A 16811-nucleotide genomic window follows, 5' to 3' on the forward strand; every position below is an offset into this window, starting at 1 on the left:
GCTTAAAAATCCTGCAGTTCGCAGGAACTCTGTTCGAGAAACCGCGAGACGATCGGCTTCCAGCTGTCGTCGGGCACGAACGAACGGATGACGAATACGCCTTCCTCTATCGGCGCCTCGACGAAGATCGCCCCTTGCAGTTCCTCGGGAAGATCCTTGCGGACCTCGATCATCTGGGCCGGCGTCAGTACAACGGTGTCGAGCACGCCTGCGGTCGCGCTGTGGTCGTTGAACGAGTAGATGTTGTGGCCGCCGCGGTCATAGACCGATATCGACCAGAACGGCACCTTTCCCGGCGCCTTGACCCGCACCATCCCCTCGGCAAGATCGAAGCGGCATGCCGCCGCATAAAACAGCGGATCGACCGATTTCACCACCGGCGCGCCGCCGGCTTCCGCGTCGAGCCGGGTCATCTTGTAGAGATCCGAAGCCATGGCCAATCGCGACCAGGCGTCGCGTTCGGAAAACTCGGGGACGAGCACCAGCACGATGATGTGCACGATGCCGGCGCCGAGCAGGCCGAGCAGCACGGCATGCAGCAGGCTACGCATTGCAGCCGACCTTCTGGATCTGCGGCAGCGTGACGTCCGAGAGACCGGTGCTGCTGGCGATCGGCGTGTCGTAGAACGTAAGCACCAAGTACATCTTACCGGCGCCGCTGGTCAGCAGCCAGTTGCCGGGCGCAGGGCGGCTGCCGACGGAAATGACCACCGAATTGTCGGCCTGGCGCAGCACTTGATAGGACTGCAGCGCAGCCGGCCTCGGCTTGCCGGTCTCGACCACGCCAAGCGACTGGTCGGCGGCATAAAGCGTCCAGAACCGGGCGGTGGGAAAGCCGCCCGCAATCTTGTAGGCACATTGCCGCTTGAGCTGTTCGCCGCCGGAATCGCGCTCGGCTATGAAGGACAGTCCTTCCGCCTGTCCGAGCGCCAGCACGCCTTCGCGAGCCACGCGGGCCTTCGAATAGGGATCTGCCGTCGGCGTGCCGATATCGGGGAAGGCGGTCCATTGGCCGATCCTGATGGCGCCGACGCCGTCCTGCAGCTTCAGTGCATACCAGACGCTGCCGCCACCGCCGACGACGGCGATGGCAAGCGAAAGCAGTGTCAGGAAGGCGTTCTTGAGCATGAGGAGGCAAGGGAACCGAAGGCCGGGACTGAAAGATTGCCCCTCGGGGATATCGCGGCGCACGGCCTTGTGGCAAGCGGCCCCGCGCAATTGGCCGTCACAGCGCCGACAGGGTCTCCGGCGCAGCGGGCGCATCGAGCACGGGTGCCGCCTGGAACAGCCTGGTCAGTTCCTTCAGGGTCTGGGTGGTCCGGCTGGACAGCACCGGCGGACGCTCGGCGGCGGCATCGGCAGCTGCCTGTTCGGCGTTCTTCTTTTCCACTTCCTCGGCCTTGGCGGCGATTTCGGCATCGACGAAGGGGTGATCGAGGCCAGGGATCGGCTTGAGATCGATGTGCTGGTGCGCATAGAGCATCAGCCGCTGCCACACCATAGCCGGCAGCGTGCCGCCGGTCATCTTGTTGGTCGCGGTGAAGTCGTCATTGCCGAGCCAGACGGCGGCCGTGTAGTTGCCGGTAAAGCCGACAAACCAGGCATCGCGGTAGGACTGGGTCGTGCCGGTCTTGCCGGCGACGACGATGTTTGGAAGGGCCGCGCGCCGGGCCGTGCCGATCACCGGCACCGCCGCCAGCATGGTGTTCATGTATTTGAGCGCCTGCTCCGACAGCACCCGGTGCGGCGGCGGCGCATCCTTGGCGAAGTCGTAGACCACCTCGCCGGTACGGGTAAAGAGTTGGCTGACGCCGTGCCGGGTTCCGGCAAGGCCGTTCTGGGCAAACACGCTGTAACCCGTCGCCTGGTCCATCACGGTCATGCCCGACGTGCCGAGCACCATGGTCTTGTGCGATTCAAGCGGCGACTCGACGCCCATCGCCTCGGCCATCGCCTTGATCGGCTTGATGCCGAGATAATCCTTGGCCAGCCGCACCGGCACCGTATTGATCGATTTGGCCATCGCCGTGATCAGCGTGACGTTGCCGGCCGACCCGCCATTGTAATTGTGGGGCGACCAGCTGCCCCAGGAGATGGGTCCGCCGGAAACCACCGAATCCGGCGTGAAGCCATGCTCCATCGCCGTCGCATAGACATAGGGCTTGAACGAGGAGCCGGTCTGGCGAAGCGCTTTGGTGGCGCGGTTGAACTGGCTGGCGCCGTAGTCGCGGCCGCCGACGATCGCCCTGACCGCGCCATTGGTCTCGATGACGACGATGGCGCCCTCGGTGACGTTGTATTCCTTGCCGAACTGGCGGAGGTGGAACTCCATCGATTCTTCGGCCGCCTTCTGAATGTTGGCATCGAAGGTGGTGTGGGCGACAAGCGAGTGCGGGCCGCCTTTGGCGGCGATCTTCTTGACCTCGTCGAAGGCCCAGTCGAGGTAATAGTCGGGGCTCTTCTGCTCGCCGCGGTCGACGATTTCGGCCGGGTGCAGCCTTGCCTGCAGCACCTGACCTTCGGTCATGAAGCCGGAATCGACCAGATTGGACAGCACCACGTTGGCCCGCGCCCGGGCGGCGGGCAGGTTTATGTGCGGCGCATATTTGGTCGGCGCCTTGAACAGGCCGGCCAGCATCGCCGCCTCGGCAAGGTTCAGGTCCTTGACGCTCTTGCCGAAATAGAAATCGGCTGCCGCCTCGATGCCGAAGGTGCCGCCGCCCATATAGGCGCGGTCGAGGTAAAGCTGCAGGATTTCCTTCTTCGACAGATTGGCTTCGAGCCACAGCGACAGGAACGCTTCCTTGATCTTGCGCTCGAATGTCCGCTCATTGGTCAGGAACAGGTTCTTGGCCAGCTGTTGGGTGATGCTCGAGCCACCCTGGACGACGGAATTTGCCCGCACATTCTCGAATATGGCGCGCGACAGGCCGAGCACATCGATGCCGTAATGGTCGAAGAAACGGCGGTCCTCGGTCGCCAGCACCGCCTTGATGACATGGTCGGGCATCTCGTCGACCGGCACTGAATCGCGCTGGATGATGCCGCGCTGACCGATCTCGTTGCCGTAGCGGTCGAGGAAGGTGACGGCGAAGTCGCCTTGCGTGCGCCAGTCGCCGGCGGTTATCTGGAAGGCCGGCAAGGCCAGCGCCAAAAGCACGACGATGCCGCCGGCACCGAGCGTAAAGCCTTCACTCAACAGTTCGATCAGGCCGCGGCGCCAGCCGCCGACGCGGAAACGCCGCGAGAAGATGGTCGCCGCCTCCCAGAACTGGCGCGCCCTGAAGCCGATTTCGTAGACCGAGGAATCGATCCACGCATCCACCGCCAGCAGCCTAGCGGCGACCGGACCTCTTCTCTTGCGTGGTTCCAAAGGACTGGCCATTCCAGGATCCGGCTGCGGCGATGCCGCCAACTGAGAAACCGCATACCGGCAATTTCACGGCGGCGCGCCGCTATGACTATTCGTCCATTTTGGCGCTGCCTACAAGGGCGATGAAGATAAGGGCGATGAAGATAAGCGGGAGGTTTGTCGAGGGGAAGACGGCTCCCGTGCGGCGTCAGCGCAGGATGCTGACTGTCCTGCGCGAGTAGGTGGTGTCGTTGATCTGGGCGAGCATGAAGGCCGCTACGTCGGCCCGCGCCAGTGTCGGCAGCAGCGATGCCGCCCGGATGCCATTGCCATGGCGGAATTCACCCGTTGCCGCTCCATTGCTCAGCTTGGGCGGCCGCACGATGGTCCAGTCGAGACTGGATTGAACGACCAGGCTTTCCTTCACCTCATGGTCCGTCACCTCATTGCGCAGCACCAATGGCACGATGATGTTGCCCAACAGGAGGCCTAGTTGCCGCCGGCCGTCGCGAACGCCAAGGAATGAAAGATAGATGAGCCGTTCGGGGCCGGCCTGCTGCATCGCCGCGACGATGAAGCCGATGCCGGCAACGACGGCCGGATCGCGTTTCAGCGGCACGCCCACCCCAAGACAGCTGAAAACCGCATCATACCTAACAACGGCGCGTTCGACTGCCTGCCGATCGGCGACGTTTCCGACGATCACCTTCAGATTTTCGTGGCTGATGGCAAGCTTGCCCGGCGTGCGGACGAAGGCGGTCACCGCATGGCCCTTCGCCAACGCCGCCGAGACAAGCAGTCGACCCGTCGCACCGGAAGCGCCGAAGATCAGCAGTTTCATCGTCCGCTCCTGGAAACCGTTAGCCCCGCTTACGCCCGGCGACGAAGGCGACAGGCGCCCCGGTCGGGCCGGGCAGCAACCGGCTGTCGGCATAGCCGCTCTGATCGACCAGGTCCTGGGCTGCGCCTTTTTCAAAGACCGTGCCGCCCCACATTGTGGTGCGGAGGCGGGCGAGGGCGTCTCCCAGTGCATCCGGTCCAGGATTGACCATTGCCAGCAGCAGCCAGCCGCCGGGCCGCAACGCGGCGTGGCTGCGCTTGACGATGGCCCTGACATCCGGCTCGGGGATGAAGGCGCTTGGTACGAAAACAAGGTCGAACGCGTCCGTGTCCGCGATATCCTGGCCCAGCCCGGTGTGCAGTTCGATGCGATGTTCGAGCCCGGCTGCCCTGACGTTGGCAGCGGCCTGCGCGATGGCTTCAGGCAAGGGATCGACACCGACCGCCTTCAGGCCGGGCCATTGCCGCAGCATCGACACCGACAGGGCGCCGACGCCGACGCCGATATCCAGGAAGGCTGCGCCCGGTGCGGCGAGCCTCTCCGGCAAACCGGCCAGTTGTGGCGCGATCAGCCGCTTCAGCAACGCCGGGAAGCCAGATGAAACGTCGCCGAAGGCCTGGCGTAAACGGGCTTCCAGGGCCTCGACGCTTTCGGAGGAGCGCGACAGCAGCTTGCCACCTGAAAGCAGGTCGACCCGGATGCTGGCCAGCACCGGCGTAAGTTCGATGACGCCAGCACTTGCCACGACGTCGGAGGCGCCGAGTTCGGCAAGCACGGCCCCTGTGCGCCGGGCCACACTGCCCTCGAGTGGCGTGCCGGAAATACGCGCCTCCATCGCCAAACCGAGCGCCACCAACGCATTGGCCGACGTCGCGTGCCGCGCCACCATCGTTCGCAAACCTTCGATATCCATCGATCGCTTCCCTGAATTGGATCAGGCCTATTCTCGCGCGGACGTCAAATTCAGGCGATTTGCAATTTCCGCGCATGCTTGTGCAAAACTGCACAGGTGCGCGGCGAGGAATTGATCTAGACTAGGTTCGTGACCAAGACCGGCGAACCGGACTGGAACGATTTGCGCTACTTTCTCGCTGCCGCCCGCGCGGGAACGTTGTCGGGAGCAGCGCGCGTGCTCGGCGTGCGTCACACGACGATCAGCCGGCGCCTTGCTGCTCTTGAGGCGGCACTCGGGGTTTCGCTTGTCGTGCGAACGCGGCAAGGCATCGAGATCACGCCGCTTGGCCAGACATTGCTGCCGCTCGGTGATGACCTTGAACGTACCATGCAAGCACTGACGGCGCTTGTGCGTTCGGGCAAGAATAGCGTTCGGCTGGCACTGCCGTCGGGCTTCAGCCCCCTTTTTGCCGAGCGTATGGCCGGGTTCCATAAGACCCACCCCGATATCAATCTTGAACTGACGAGCGGCAGCAGGCCCGTGGACCTGCAGCACGGCGAGGCCGACCTAGCGGTCAGGATCGGCACCGTCGCCGCAGACGATTTGATCGCGCAGAAGCTTTGTGTTGCGGGCTGGTCGATCTATGCGTCCCAGCGCTATCTCGACCGTCACCCGATGCCCATCGATCCTCGCCAGCTGGCCGGACACGAGATCATTGGATTTCACGCAAGCCTTGCCGGCGTCCCCGGCGCCAAATGGGTTGAGGCGCACGGCGCCGGCGCGACAATTGTCCTTCGCGTTGCCGAAATGACGGAAATGCTGGCGGCGGCTCTGAGTGGCGCCGGTCTGGCGGTAATGCCCTGCATGTTGGCCGAAGCTGAACTGCGGATGGTGCGCCTTGCCCCCGACATTCTCGGCAGTCATCCGGTGTCGCTCGTCTATCGCCGTGAAATCGGGGCGGAGGCGCCGATGCGCGCCGTCATCCGCTTCGTTTCTACCATCATCAAGGACCATGCCGAGGTGATCAGCGGCGAGACGCAGTAGGGGCATGGTGCAGCCGCTTGCGCGAGGTGCCGAGGATTGGCAGTCGTCACACGGGACGCTTGTCCCGCTCTTTGCGGGTCGCACCGTATCGTCCGGCGTTGGTTCTCTCGGAAGACTCGCTGGATACTCGATTTGCGGGAGCGCCAGAGAATCTTGCGATCCGCGATAATATTAACAGGTATTATTTCTGCCAGGTCTCTCACCACAGTTGGGTCATGCCAAATGCCTGAGAATTGAATTTCCGCTGTGAAACACCTATCTTACAGTGAAATTCACGTTTTCGACTTTAGCTGCAAGGAGATTTTACCGGTGGCCCAAGGCAATCAGAACATCATGGGAAAATCTGAGGCTCGCTTCATGGAAAATCAAAAGAAGACGGCGGAGCGGAACAAAGCAACTGCCGAATATCTCTCGGAGGCGAAGGCCAGGACCATCAAGACGGCAAGGCTGAGGGAATTGCGACTGGCCAAGGAAGAGGCGGACCGCGCGGCGGCGGCTCTGAATCCGGTCGCCCCGAAGAAGAAGCGGGCGTCGCGGACAGTCAAGCAGGCAGTATCCGCATCGATACAGCCCAAATCATGAGCCTGACATTTCCCATTCCAGCTGCAGCCAGGAAGCAAACGCATCGGCTTCGTCGGCCGTGCCGTCGCGGGTTGCAGGAGCAGGGCTTATTGCCGAGATCATGAAGGTTCATAATCCGCATGAGACGCGCTGATTCGCGCTTTGCCGGGATGCCTTCATGCAACGCAGCTACGCAGCCGGGAGGTCGACGCGACGGGCGAAGGGAAAGACGATGACCGCGCCGGCCGTCGAATTGCAGAGGGCCATATTCGAGGCAGTGAACGGCGATCCCCACCTGTCGGCGGCACTGGGCGATGCAAGATTGTTCGACCATGCGCCGGAAAATGTTGCGTTCCCCCACATGACCTTCGGCCGCACCAGCGTCTACGATTGGGCAACGGGGATGGAGAACGACGCAGAACAGTTGCTGACGTTGCATGTCTGGTCGAAATCAGAGGCCAGCAAGGAAACCAATGACATCATGGACCTTGTTAGCACCCGCCTGCGCGATACGGCTCTCTCGCTCGGCGAACATCGCCGCGCCTACCTCAAGCTCGAATTCGCCGAAGCCCGCTACGACGAGGACCTTTCGGCCCATCACGGGCTGCTGCGCTTCCGCGCCGTGATCAAGGACGAGGGCTGACCACCGGGCACTTTTTGCAAATCGAGCAATTTTGTTCTTGCTTTGTGCCGGCAGCTATGCTACTAATTCCCCTATGGTGCTGATGGCGCCAACGACCCGCCGCAGAGGCGGTTTTTTTGTTTCAGGTTCGGTTCGCCTGAACTGCCATCGGTTGCCTTGGGCCGGATGCTTCGTCCTCCCAAATGGTCCTGCCCGCCAGATGACGCCGGTTGTCGGCGAAGGATTGGAGGGCTAGGTTAAACATTGGCGATTTCGCGGAGCCGGGCGGCGAAATGGCAATCCGGTAATCTCGCGCTTCAGGGGTGTGGCGGGCATGCATTCGAGCGTTCACCGTTCATATCACGTTCAGCACCGGCGCGTTAGAACGCTGACCATGAAAACCCTTCGCTCCCACTTCCGGACCGCGGCACTGGCGCTGTCAGCCGCCGGTCTGCTTGCGTCGCAAGCGATGGCGATCCCCGCTGTCGTGCCCGAGTGGACTCAGCCGGTCGTCCTCGCCGCGTCCGACTGCTACGCGATCGGCCAGCAGGTGGCCGAGCAGAATGGCGGCACCCTGGCCAAGGCCTCGCAGTCGACACGCGGCGGCCAGCCGGTCTGCGTCATCGTCGTGCTCGTTCCGGGCAAGGACGGGCAGCGTCCCCGTCGCTCGGAGATCGTCGTTCCGCTGAACTGAACCGTGCCGTTTCCCAGTCTGCCGGAATCGGCCTATATCTGAACAGCTTCAACAGGCCTTCCGCATGCGCGTACTCGTCGTCGAAGATGACAAGGATCTCAACCGGCAGATCGGCGATGCGCTGGTCGATGCCGGCTATGTCGTCGACCGCGCTTTCGACGGCGAGGAAGGGCTTTTTCTCGGCGACACCGAGCCCTATGATGCCGCGGTGCTCGATATCGGCCTGCCGCAGATGGACGGCATCAGCGTGGTCGAGCGCTGGCGGCGCGGCGGCCGCAAGATGCCGGTGCTGATCCTGACGGCACGCGACCGCTGGAGCGACAAGGTTGCCGGCATCGACGCCGGCGCCGACGACTACGTCACCAAACCCTTCCACATCGAGGAAATCCTGGCCAGGGTGCGGGCCTTGATCCGGCGTGCTGCCGGGCACGCTTCGTCCGAACTGACCTGCGGGCCGCTCCGCCTCGACACCAAGGCCTCCAAGGCCGACGTCGACGGCGTGCCGCTGAAGCTGACCTCGCACGAATTCCGCTTGCTTGCCTATTTGATGCACCACATGGGCGAGGTGGTGTCCCGGACCGAGCTGGTCGAGCATCTCTACGACCAGGATTTCGACCGCGATTCCAACACGATCGAGGTCTTTGTCGGACGGCTTCGCAAGAAGATGGGCATCGACATGATCGAAACTGTTCGCGGCATGGGCTACCGCATGCGTAAGCCGGAGGCGTAACGCGGAACCGCTGCCTACAAAACCCGCCGTGTCGAACACGCCGTCGCTGCGGTCATGGCCGCGTTCGGTGGCGTTTCGCGTCATCGCCTTTTCCACGGTCTGGGCGATCCTCACTCTGGTCGTCATCTTCACCTTGATCACCACGCTCTATCGCCAGGCCAGCGAGCGCGGTTTCGACAGCCTGCTTTCGGCGCATCTGTTCAACCTGATCGGCTCGGTCGGCGTTTCTGAAAGCGGCCAATTGACCGGCGCCCCCGACCTTGGTGATTTGAGGTTCTCGGAACCGAATTCCGGCTGGTACTGGTCGGTCGAGCCTGCCTCGGAAGGCGTGCACGGCGATCTCCATTCGTCGTCGATGACCAAGGCGATCCCGTCGCCAAGCGTTGCCGAGGTGCCCTTCAATGCCAGCTTCCAGCGCAGCTATTCAGCGGACGGCATCGAAGGCGAGCAGTTGGAGGTGTTCGAGAGCGAGTTCGTGCTCGATGCGAAAAACCGCGCCGCGCGCTTCCGCGTCATGGGCAACCAGACCGAGCTCGAGCAGGAAATCGCCACCTTCCAGCGGCGCCTTTTGACCTATCTGTCGCTGTTCGGCGTCGGCATGATCGCCATCAATGCGATTGCCATCCTGCTCGGCCTGCAGCCGCTGCGCCGGGTCAGGAATGCGCTTGCCATGGTGCGCGAAGGAACCGCGCAGCGCCTAGACGGCCGTTTCCCGGCCGAGATCGAGCCGCTCGCCAACGAGACCAATGCGCTGATCGAGAACAACAGGCGTATCGTCGAGCGGTCGCGCACGCAGGTCGGCAACCTGGCTCACTCGCTGAAGACGCCGCTTGCCGTGCTGCTCAACGAGGGACGGGCGCTGGGTGGCGCCAAGGGTCAGCTGATCGCCGAGCAGGCCGCTTCCATGCAAAAGCAAGTGGACCATTATCTGCAACGTGCCCGCGTCGCCGCGCAGCGGGACAGCGTCGTCTACCGTACGCCGGTGGCGCCGCTGGTCCAGCGCATGGTTCGGGTGCTGCAGAAGCTCAACCCGCAGACGGCGCTGTCGCTCTCACTGCCGGCCACCGACATCGTCTTTGCCGGCGAACGCGAGGACCTGGAGGAGCTGCTCGGCAATCTGTTCGACAATGCGATGAAATGGGCAAGGAGCGCGGTCGCCGTTTCGGTCAAGCCAATCTCCAGCAAGGGTGGCGCTGGCACGGAAGGCGCAGCCAACCTGTTCGAGATCAGCATCGAGGATGACGGCCCCGGCATTCCCGACGACAAGGCGCGCGAGGTGTTGCAGCGCGGCCGGCGTCTCGACGAGACAAAACCGGGCAGCGGGCTCGGACTTGCCATTGTCGCCGACCTTGTCAACGAGTATGGAGGCTCTCTGGCGCTGGAACGATCCGTCATGGGTGGATTGAAGGCGATGGTTCGATTGCGGAGCCTTCAGTAATGCTTTTCCAGATTGCTTTTCCAGGTGGCCGGCTGCGGCCAAATTTCCGACAAACATCGACATTATGGCCGCGCCAGCTGCTGACAGCGCGGCGGTCCAGCTCAAGAAAGCCGGTATTGGCATGAAGATTCGCGTCGCGCTCGTTTCCGCCCTGCTCGCCGTCTCCGGCTGCACAACGCTCGGCAAGGGCCCGGCCGTTACGGTGACGCCGGCCGCGACGCCCCCCAGCGGCGCCAAGGTGGCGACGACGATCATCTCCGCCATGGGCGGCGGCCTCGTCGGCGGCTCTATCGGCGCCGGCCTGAGCGAGACCGAGAAGCGCAGCGCGCTCGAGGCGGAATACAAGGCGCTTGAATACACGGCGAGCGGCCAGAAAGTGGCTTGGAAGAGCGACAGTTCGGCCCATCGCGGCGAAGTGGTCGCCGCCCAGCCCTATCGCGTCGGCTCGCAGGACTGCCGGCAATACACCCATACGGTGTTTACCGGCACCGCCGGCGCCACCGCGCGCGGAACCGCGTGCCGCAATGCCGACGGCAGCTGGACGCCGCTGACGTAGCTGGCCGGCCGTCGATCCGCCGATTCCGGTCCGGCACTAAAGCGCGTCGCGTTCGACCGGCCTCATGCGACGCGCTTTAGGTTCTTGTTTTGATGCATGGTCGTTATCGCAAAACCGCTGCACACTTTTGCGCGACATGCATTATCGATCGGAGCGGCCCCGCCAAAGCGTCGCAGCACGCTTGTGTTGGCAGGGCAAGGGTCTCGTTCTATTGGAAGAGCCATGCTGTTCTGGGTCATAGCCGCAATCCTGACGCTGGGCGCAAGCCTGGCGGTGCTGCTGCCGTTGGCCGGCGGATCGAAGAACGCGTCCGCTGCCGGCGATCACGACCTTGAAGTCTATCGCGACCAGCTGGCCGAGCTTGACCGCGATATGGCGCGTGGCCTGATCCAGCCAATGGAGGCCGAAGAGGCACGCGCCGAAATCGCCCGCCGCATCCTTCGCCTGAGCAATGCCGGCCACGCCGACGACACGGCGACGCAGCCGTCGCGGTCGACAAGGCTGGTGGCGACGGCGGCCGTGCTGCTGGTTCCGCTGGTCAGCTGGGGCCTCTATGGCCAGCTCGGCTCACCCGACCTGCCGTCGCAGCCGCTCAGCGAACGCCTGGCCAAGAACCCCGCCGACAGCTCGGTCGACGAGCTGATAGCCCGCGCCGAGGCGCACCTGGCGGCCAACCCATCCGATGGCCGCGGCTGGGACGTGCTGGCGCCGGTCTATCTGCGCATGCAGCGATACGCCGATGCGGTGACCGCCTATCGCAACGCCATCCGCCTCGACAGCGACAGCGCCGCCCGCCAGGCGGGTCTTGGCGAGGCGATCGCCAATGCGGCCGGCGGCATTGTCTCCGCCGAAGCGCAGGCGGCTTTCGAGGCGGCGTTGAAGTTCGATCCGGCCAATCCGAAGGCCTCGTTCTATCTCGCCATGGGCATGGCACAGGAAGGCCGCATAGCTGAAGCCACGGCGGCCTGGCAAAAGATGCTTGCCGCCTTGCCGCAGGGCTCGCCGTGGCGCGGCGCCGTCGAGCAGGCGCTGGCCGAATCCGCCGCCCGCAGCGTCGCTTCGGAGGCGCCCGCGAAAGGGCCGACCGCCGAGGATATCGATGCTGCTTCCTCGATGTCGCCGCAGGACCGGCAAGCCATGATCAGCACCATGGTTGCCGGCCTCGACGAAAAGCTTCGGCAAAATCCGCGCGACGAGGAAGGGTGGATGCAGCTCGTTCGTTCCTATGCCGTGCTGGGCAAGACAGATCAGGCGCGTGACGCGCTCAATCGCGGTATCGCCGTCTTTGGCGCGGACAGCGACCAGGCCAGGAAATTCACCGCCTTTGCCGCCTCGCTTGGCGTGACGGCGACGGAGTAGACGATGACGCGCAAGCAGAAACGACTGTCGGTGATCGCAGCGGGGCTGGGGTTTCTCGGTGTTGCCACGGGGCTGACCTTCTATGCGCTTGGCCAGAAGGCCTCCTATTTCTACATGCCGGCCGATCTGGCCACCGCCAGCCTTCAGCCGGGCCAGCGCATCAGGCTCGGCGGTCTCGTCGAAAAAGGCACGGTCGAGCGCGGCCAAGGCGCCACCGTCGCCTTTTCGGTGACCGACAACCAGAAGGACGTCAAGGTCACCTATACCGGCATTCTTCCCGACCTCTTCCGGGAAGGGCAGGGCGTGATCACCGAAGGCTCGTTTGGCCCTGACGGAATCTTTGTCGCCGACAGCGTGCTGGCCAAGCATGACGAGACCTATATGCCCAAGGAAGTGGCCGACGGCCTCAAGGCCAAGGGCGTATGGCAGGAGAGCAAGAGTGACTAGCGGGTGCGGTGACAATGGTTGAAACCGGACATTTCGCCCTGATCCTGGCGTTTGCGCTGGCCCTGGTGCAGACGATGGTGCCGCTGTTCGGTGCGCGCACCGGCAACCACAAGATGATGGCCGTCGGCGCACCGGCCGCGCTGACCGGCTTTGCCTTGACGGCGCTGTCTTTCGTGGCGCTGGCAACCGCCTACGCCGGCTCCGACTTCTCGGTTGAGAGCGTCTGGGAGAACTCGCATTCGCTGCAGCCGCTGATCTACAAGATCACCGGAACCTGGGGCAATCACGAAGGTTCGATGCTGCTCTGGGTGCTGATCCTGACCTTCTTCGGCGCGCTCGTCGCCGTCTTCGGCGGCAATCTTCCGGCGACGCTCCGGGCCAATGTGCTTGCCGTGCAGGGAGCGATCGGCGCCACTTTCTTCCTGTTCATCCTGACGACGTCGAACCCGTTCGTCAGGCTCAATCCGGCGCCTATCGAGGGCCGCGATCTCAACCCGATCCTGCAGGACCTCGGCCTCGCCATCCATCCGCCGCTGCTTTATCTCGGCTATGTCGGTTTCTCGATCTGCTTTTCCTTCTCTGTCGCTGCCCTCATCGAGGGCCGCATTGACGCTTCGTGGGCGCGCTGGGTAAGGCCGTGGACATTGGTTGCCTGGATGTTCCTCACCGGCGGCATCGCCATGGGCTCCTACTGGGCCTATTACGAGCTCGGCTGGGGCGGCTTCTGGTTCTGGGATCCGGTCGAGAACGCATCCTTCATGCCGTGGCTGGCGGGCACGGCGCTGCTGCATTCGGCGATCGTCATGGAAAAGCGCTCGGCGCTGAAGATCTGGACGCTGCTTCTGGCGATCCTGACCTTCTCACTGTCGCTGCTCGGCACCTTCCTGGTGCGCTCCGGCGTGCTGACCTCGGTGCACGCATTCGCCACCGATCCGACGCGCGGCGTTTTCATCCTCTGCATCCTGACGCTGTTCATCGGCGGCTCGCTGGCGCTGTTTGCCTTGCGCGCCTCCCGGCTGACGGCCGGCGGGCTGTTTCACCCGATCTCGCGCGAAGGCGCGCTGGTCCTGAACAATCTGTTCCTGACCACCGCCACCGCCACCGTGCTGGTCGGCACGCTCTACCCGCTCGTCGTCGAAGCCCTGTCTGCCGACAAGATTTCGGTCGGCGCGCCGTTCTTCAACCTGACATTCGGCCCGCTGATGGTGCCGCTCTTGGTCGTCGTGCCGTTCGGGCCGCTCCTCGCCTGGAAGCGCGGTGACATTTTCGCGGTCGCCCAGCGCCTGATGGCGGCTTTCGCGGCGGCGCTGCTCGCCGTGCTGGTGACGGCCCTGTTCATCGATGGCGCTTCGGTGTTGGCGGCACTCGGTGTCGGCCTTGCCTTCTGGCTGATCTGCGGCGCGCTCTCCGATCTCGCCGTCAAATCCGGCTTCGGCACCGTCGCGCCCGCCACCATGCTCAGGCGCTTCGCCGGCCTACCGCGCTCGGTCTTCGGCACAGCGCTTGCGCATCTCGGCCTCGGGCTGACAACGCTCGGCATTGTCGGCACGCTTTGCTTCGGCACCGAAAAAATCCTGTCGATGCATGCCGGCGAGACCGTCGAACTGTCCGGCCACAAGCTGCGCTTCGAGGGACTCTACCCGGCCCAGGGGCCTAACTACAGTGAGGATCGCGGCCGCTTCGCCCTGCTTGGCGCCGACGGCAGCGTCACCGGCGAGATCACCTCGGCCAAGCGCTCATATCCGGTGCGCCAGATGACCACAACCGAATCCGGCATCAGGACGATCGGCTTCAGCCAGCTCTATCTTTCGCTTGGCGACGAGGGCAGCGATGGCTCTGTGGTCGTTCGTCTGTGGTGGAAGCCGCTGGTGACGCTGATCTGGGGCGGCGGAATGGTGATGATGGCGGGCGCGGCGATGTCGCTGCTCGACCGCCGCCTGCGCGTCGGCGCACCGTCGCGCCGCAAGGCTGCGGCCGGCGTGCCATCGGCGAGCCCGCAATGAAAAGGGTCACGCTGGCCTCGCTGGTCCTGCTGCTGGCGCTGTTGTTCGCCGGCGCCGTGCAGGCGGTCAAGCCCGACGAGGTGCTCGCCGACCCGGCACTCGAGGCGAGGGCGCGCGCTTTGTCGGAAGGCCTGCGCTGCATGGTCTGCCAGAACCAGTCGATCGACGAGTCCGATGCCGACCTCGCCCGCGACCTGCGCATCCTTGTGCGCCAGCGCCTGGTCGCCGGCGATACCGATCGGCAGGTGATGGACTATGTCGTTTCGCGCTACGGCGAATTCGTGCTGCTGAAGCCACGCTTCAATCTGCGCAATGTTTTGCTCTGGGGGACGCCAGTTCTTCTGCTGCTCGTTGGCGGGACATTCATCCTGCTGGCCGCCCGCTCGCGCCATTCGACGGTGACCGCTGCATTAACTGCCGAGGAACAGGCGGCGCTGGACAAGATGCTCCGCCGCGATTGATCGATACATTACGAAAGTTTCATGTACCGGAAATGGCGCCGTAATGTGCGGCCCTCTATTTCCTTTGTCGAGGATGCCAATCAAGGGGCGTCCCTTGAAAAGAGGATACGATAACCATGAATGTTGCCCCCAATTCATATCTTCGCACCCGTAAACGCCTGCTGGCCGCAGCCGCATCCCTGGCCATTGCCGGCGCGATCGGCTTTGGTGCTGTTGCCACCGGGACAGCCCCGGTGCTGGCCGACGCCGTGCGTGTCGAGGCACCGCAGGTCCCGAGCTTCGCCGATGTGGTCGAGCGCGTTTCGCCGGCGGTCGTCAGCGTGCGCGTCAAGGCCAAGATCCAGTCGACGGCCGATGACGGTTCCGGCCAGATGGACGACGAGGACGGCTTAGGCAATCTTCCCGACAACCCGCAGCTGCGCCGGTTCTTCCGCGAATTCCGCGGCTTTGGCGATCAAGGCGGCGATCAGGGCCCGAACGGAATGCGCCGTTTTGGACACCGTGACCGCAACAACGACCAGCCGCGGCCGGTGGCGCAAGGGTCCGGTTTCTTCATCTCCGATGACGGCTATCTCGTCACCAACAACCATGTCGTCGAGGAGGGCACCGCCTTCACCGTGGTGACCAATGACGGCAAGGAACTCGACGCCAAGCTGATCGGCACCGATCCGCGCACCGATCTTGCCGTGCTCAAGGTCGATGACGGCAGCAAGTTCACCTATGTCGACTTCGCCGATGATTCCAAGGTTCGCGTCGGCGACTGGGTGGTGGCTGTCGGCAATCCGTTCGGCCTCGGCGGCACGGTTACCGCCGGCATCGTCTCGGCCCGCGGCCGCGATATCGGCGCCGGTCCCTATGACGACTTCATCCAGATCGACGCCTCGGTGAACCGCGGCAATTCGGGCGGCCCGACCTTCAACCTCAACGGCCAGGTTGTCGGCATCAACACCGCGATCTTCTCGCCGTCGGGCGGCAGCGTCGGCATTGCCTTCGATATTCCCGCTTCGACCGCCAAGCAGGTCGTGCAGGATCTGATGAAGAACGGTACAGTCCAGCGCGGCTGGCTCGGCGTCGAAATCCAGCCGGTCACGCCCGAAATCGCCGAGTCGCTTGGCCTTGGGTCCGGCAAGGGCGCGCTCGTTGCCAGCGCACAGGACAACGGTCCCGGCAAGAAGGCCGGCATCACCGCCGGTGACGTGATCACCCAGGTGGACGGCAAGGACGTTGCTTCGCCGAAGGAACTCGCCCGCCTGATCGGCGCTTACCCGCCCGGCAAATCTGTCGATGTCACGGTGTGGCGCAACGGCAAGAGCGAGGCGGTTAAGGTCGATCTCGGCAAGCTGCCGTCGAGCGACAAGCAGGCCTCGGCCGACCAGCAGCCTGCCCCCGCGCCGAAGACCGACACGCTCGCCGATCTCGGCCTGACCGTCACCAAGTCTGACAATGGCAAGGGCCTTGTGGTGACCGATGTCGACCCCGACAGCGATGCCGCCGATCGCGGCATCCAGCCCGGCGACGTCATCACCTCCGTCAATTCGGCGGAAGTGAACGGCGCCGGCGACGTCGACAAGGCGATGGCCGACGCGGTGAAGTCCGGCCGCAAGGCGGTGCTGATGCAGATCACCCGCGACGACAGCAACCGCTTCGTCGCACTGCCTGTCGCCAAGGGCTGAGCGCATGACCCCGAACACGTATTCCGTTTTCGGAAAGGCTCATGCGCCGATTCAAGGTGCTAGAGCGTCCTTTGCGCGTCCAAGAGGACGCGCGGCGCTCTAGTGGTCGACTTTTCCGATGCGGCGGTTTTCAAC

The 16811-nt window shown here is 64.0% G+C and carries 17 protein-coding genes; 12 read left to right on the forward strand and 5 right to left on the reverse strand.

Translation table 11 applies throughout. From position 1 onward, the window contains the following. Positions 1-2: 2 nt before the first annotated feature. The 5 genes from NKJ28_RS15860 to NKJ28_RS15880 all read right to left on the reverse strand — a co-directional run bounded on the left by NKJ28_RS15860 (position 3) and on the right by NKJ28_RS15880 (position 5106). Positions 3-551: a DUF1254 domain-containing protein gene (locus tag NKJ28_RS15860; RefSeq protein ID WP_023677834.1), complete on the reverse strand. Its 549-nt coding sequence runs from the start codon at positions 549-551 to the stop codon at positions 3-5. Beyond that, on the reverse strand, positions 544-1128 hold the full coding sequence (locus tag NKJ28_RS15865; protein ID WP_352449049.1) for a DUF1214 domain-containing protein: 585 nt from the start codon (positions 1126-1128) through the stop codon (positions 544-546). The genes NKJ28_RS15860 and NKJ28_RS15865 overlap by 8 nt, the downstream gene beginning before the upstream one ends. Positions 1129-1225: 97 nt before the next feature. Beyond that, positions 1226-3385, reverse strand: coding sequence for a transglycosylase domain-containing protein (locus NKJ28_RS15870; protein WP_352636412.1), 2160 nt, complete (start codon positions 3383-3385; stop codon positions 1226-1228). 175 nt (positions 3386-3560) lie between these two features. Next, a complete protein-coding gene (locus tag NKJ28_RS15875) occupies positions 3561-4193 on the reverse strand; it encodes an NAD(P)-dependent oxidoreductase (RefSeq protein ID WP_352636413.1) in 633 nt (210 codons plus the stop codon). 19 nt (positions 4194-4212) lie between these two features. Beyond that, positions 4213-5106, reverse strand: a complete 894-nt coding sequence (locus tag NKJ28_RS15880) for a methyltransferase domain-containing protein (protein ID WP_352636414.1) — start codon at positions 5104-5106, stop codon at positions 4213-4215. Between the two features lie 129 nt (positions 5107-5235). On the opposite strand from NKJ28_RS15880, the gene NKJ28_RS15885 reads away from it, so the two are divergent. The 12 genes from NKJ28_RS15885 (at position 5236) to NKJ28_RS15940 (ending at position 16676) form a co-directional block, all read left to right on the forward strand. Then, positions 5236-6132 (forward strand): LysR family transcriptional regulator, encoded by an 897-nt coding sequence (locus NKJ28_RS15885; RefSeq protein ID WP_352636415.1) that lies wholly within the window; start codon positions 5236-5238, stop codon positions 6130-6132. Between the two features lie 309 nt (positions 6133-6441). After that, the gene (locus tag NKJ28_RS15890; RefSeq protein WP_352636439.1) at positions 6442-6714 is read left to right on the forward strand and encodes a hypothetical protein; all 273 of its coding nucleotides are present in this window, start codon (positions 6442-6444) and stop codon (positions 6712-6714) included. Positions 6715-6925: 211 nt separating this feature from the next. After that, on the forward strand, positions 6926-7336 hold the full coding sequence (locus NKJ28_RS15895) for a DUF3168 domain-containing protein (RefSeq protein ID WP_023677827.1): 411 nt from the start codon (positions 6926-6928) through the stop codon (positions 7334-7336). Between the two features lie 373 nt (positions 7337-7709). Beyond that, complete coding sequence (locus NKJ28_RS15900) at positions 7710-8009, forward strand: hypothetical protein (protein ID WP_352449043.1); 300 nt, start codon at positions 7710-7712, stop codon at positions 8007-8009. 64 nt (positions 8010-8073) lie between these two features. Beyond that, on the forward strand, positions 8074-8739 hold the full coding sequence (locus NKJ28_RS15905) for a response regulator transcription factor (RefSeq protein WP_352636416.1): 666 nt from the start codon (positions 8074-8076) through the stop codon (positions 8737-8739). 28 nt (positions 8740-8767) lie between these two features. Further along, positions 8768-10177 carry an ATP-binding protein gene (locus NKJ28_RS15910; RefSeq protein WP_352636417.1) on the forward strand — a complete coding sequence of 470 codons (1410 nt, stop codon included), beginning with the start codon at positions 8768-8770 and terminating at the stop codon, positions 10175-10177. Between the two features lie 121 nt (positions 10178-10298). After that, positions 10299-10733: an RT0821/Lpp0805 family surface protein gene (locus NKJ28_RS15915; RefSeq protein WP_023677823.1), complete on the forward strand. Its 435-nt coding sequence runs from the start codon at positions 10299-10301 to the stop codon at positions 10731-10733. A gap of 222 nt (positions 10734-10955) precedes the next feature. Then, positions 10956-12092 (forward strand): c-type cytochrome biogenesis protein CcmI, encoded by a 1137-nt coding sequence (ccmI, locus tag NKJ28_RS15920; RefSeq protein ID WP_352636418.1) that lies wholly within the window; start codon positions 10956-10958, stop codon positions 12090-12092. Between the two features lie 3 nt (positions 12093-12095). Beyond that, complete coding sequence (gene ccmE, locus NKJ28_RS15925) at positions 12096-12539, forward strand: cytochrome c maturation protein CcmE (RefSeq protein ID WP_352471012.1); 444 nt, start codon at positions 12096-12098, stop codon at positions 12537-12539. A gap of 14 nt (positions 12540-12553) precedes the next feature. Further along, entirely contained in the window at positions 12554-14542 is a 1989-nt protein-coding gene (locus NKJ28_RS15930; RefSeq protein WP_352569864.1) for a heme lyase CcmF/NrfE family subunit, read from the forward strand. Next, positions 14539-15003: a cytochrome c-type biogenesis protein gene (locus tag NKJ28_RS15935; protein WP_352569863.1), complete on the forward strand. Its 465-nt coding sequence runs from the start codon at positions 14539-14541 to the stop codon at positions 15001-15003. The genes NKJ28_RS15930 and NKJ28_RS15935 overlap by 4 nt, the downstream gene beginning before the upstream one ends. Before the next feature lie 116 nt (positions 15004-15119). Then, positions 15120-16676 carry a Do family serine endopeptidase gene (locus NKJ28_RS15940; RefSeq protein ID WP_352569862.1) on the forward strand — a complete coding sequence of 519 codons (1557 nt, stop codon included), beginning with the start codon at positions 15120-15122 and terminating at the stop codon, positions 16674-16676. Positions 16677-16811: the final 135 nt, after the last annotated feature.

This window comes from Mesorhizobium sp. M0145 (genome assembly GCF_040322355.1).
In the GTDB taxonomy this organism is placed as follows: Bacteria; Pseudomonadota; Alphaproteobacteria; order Rhizobiales; family Rhizobiaceae; genus Mesorhizobium.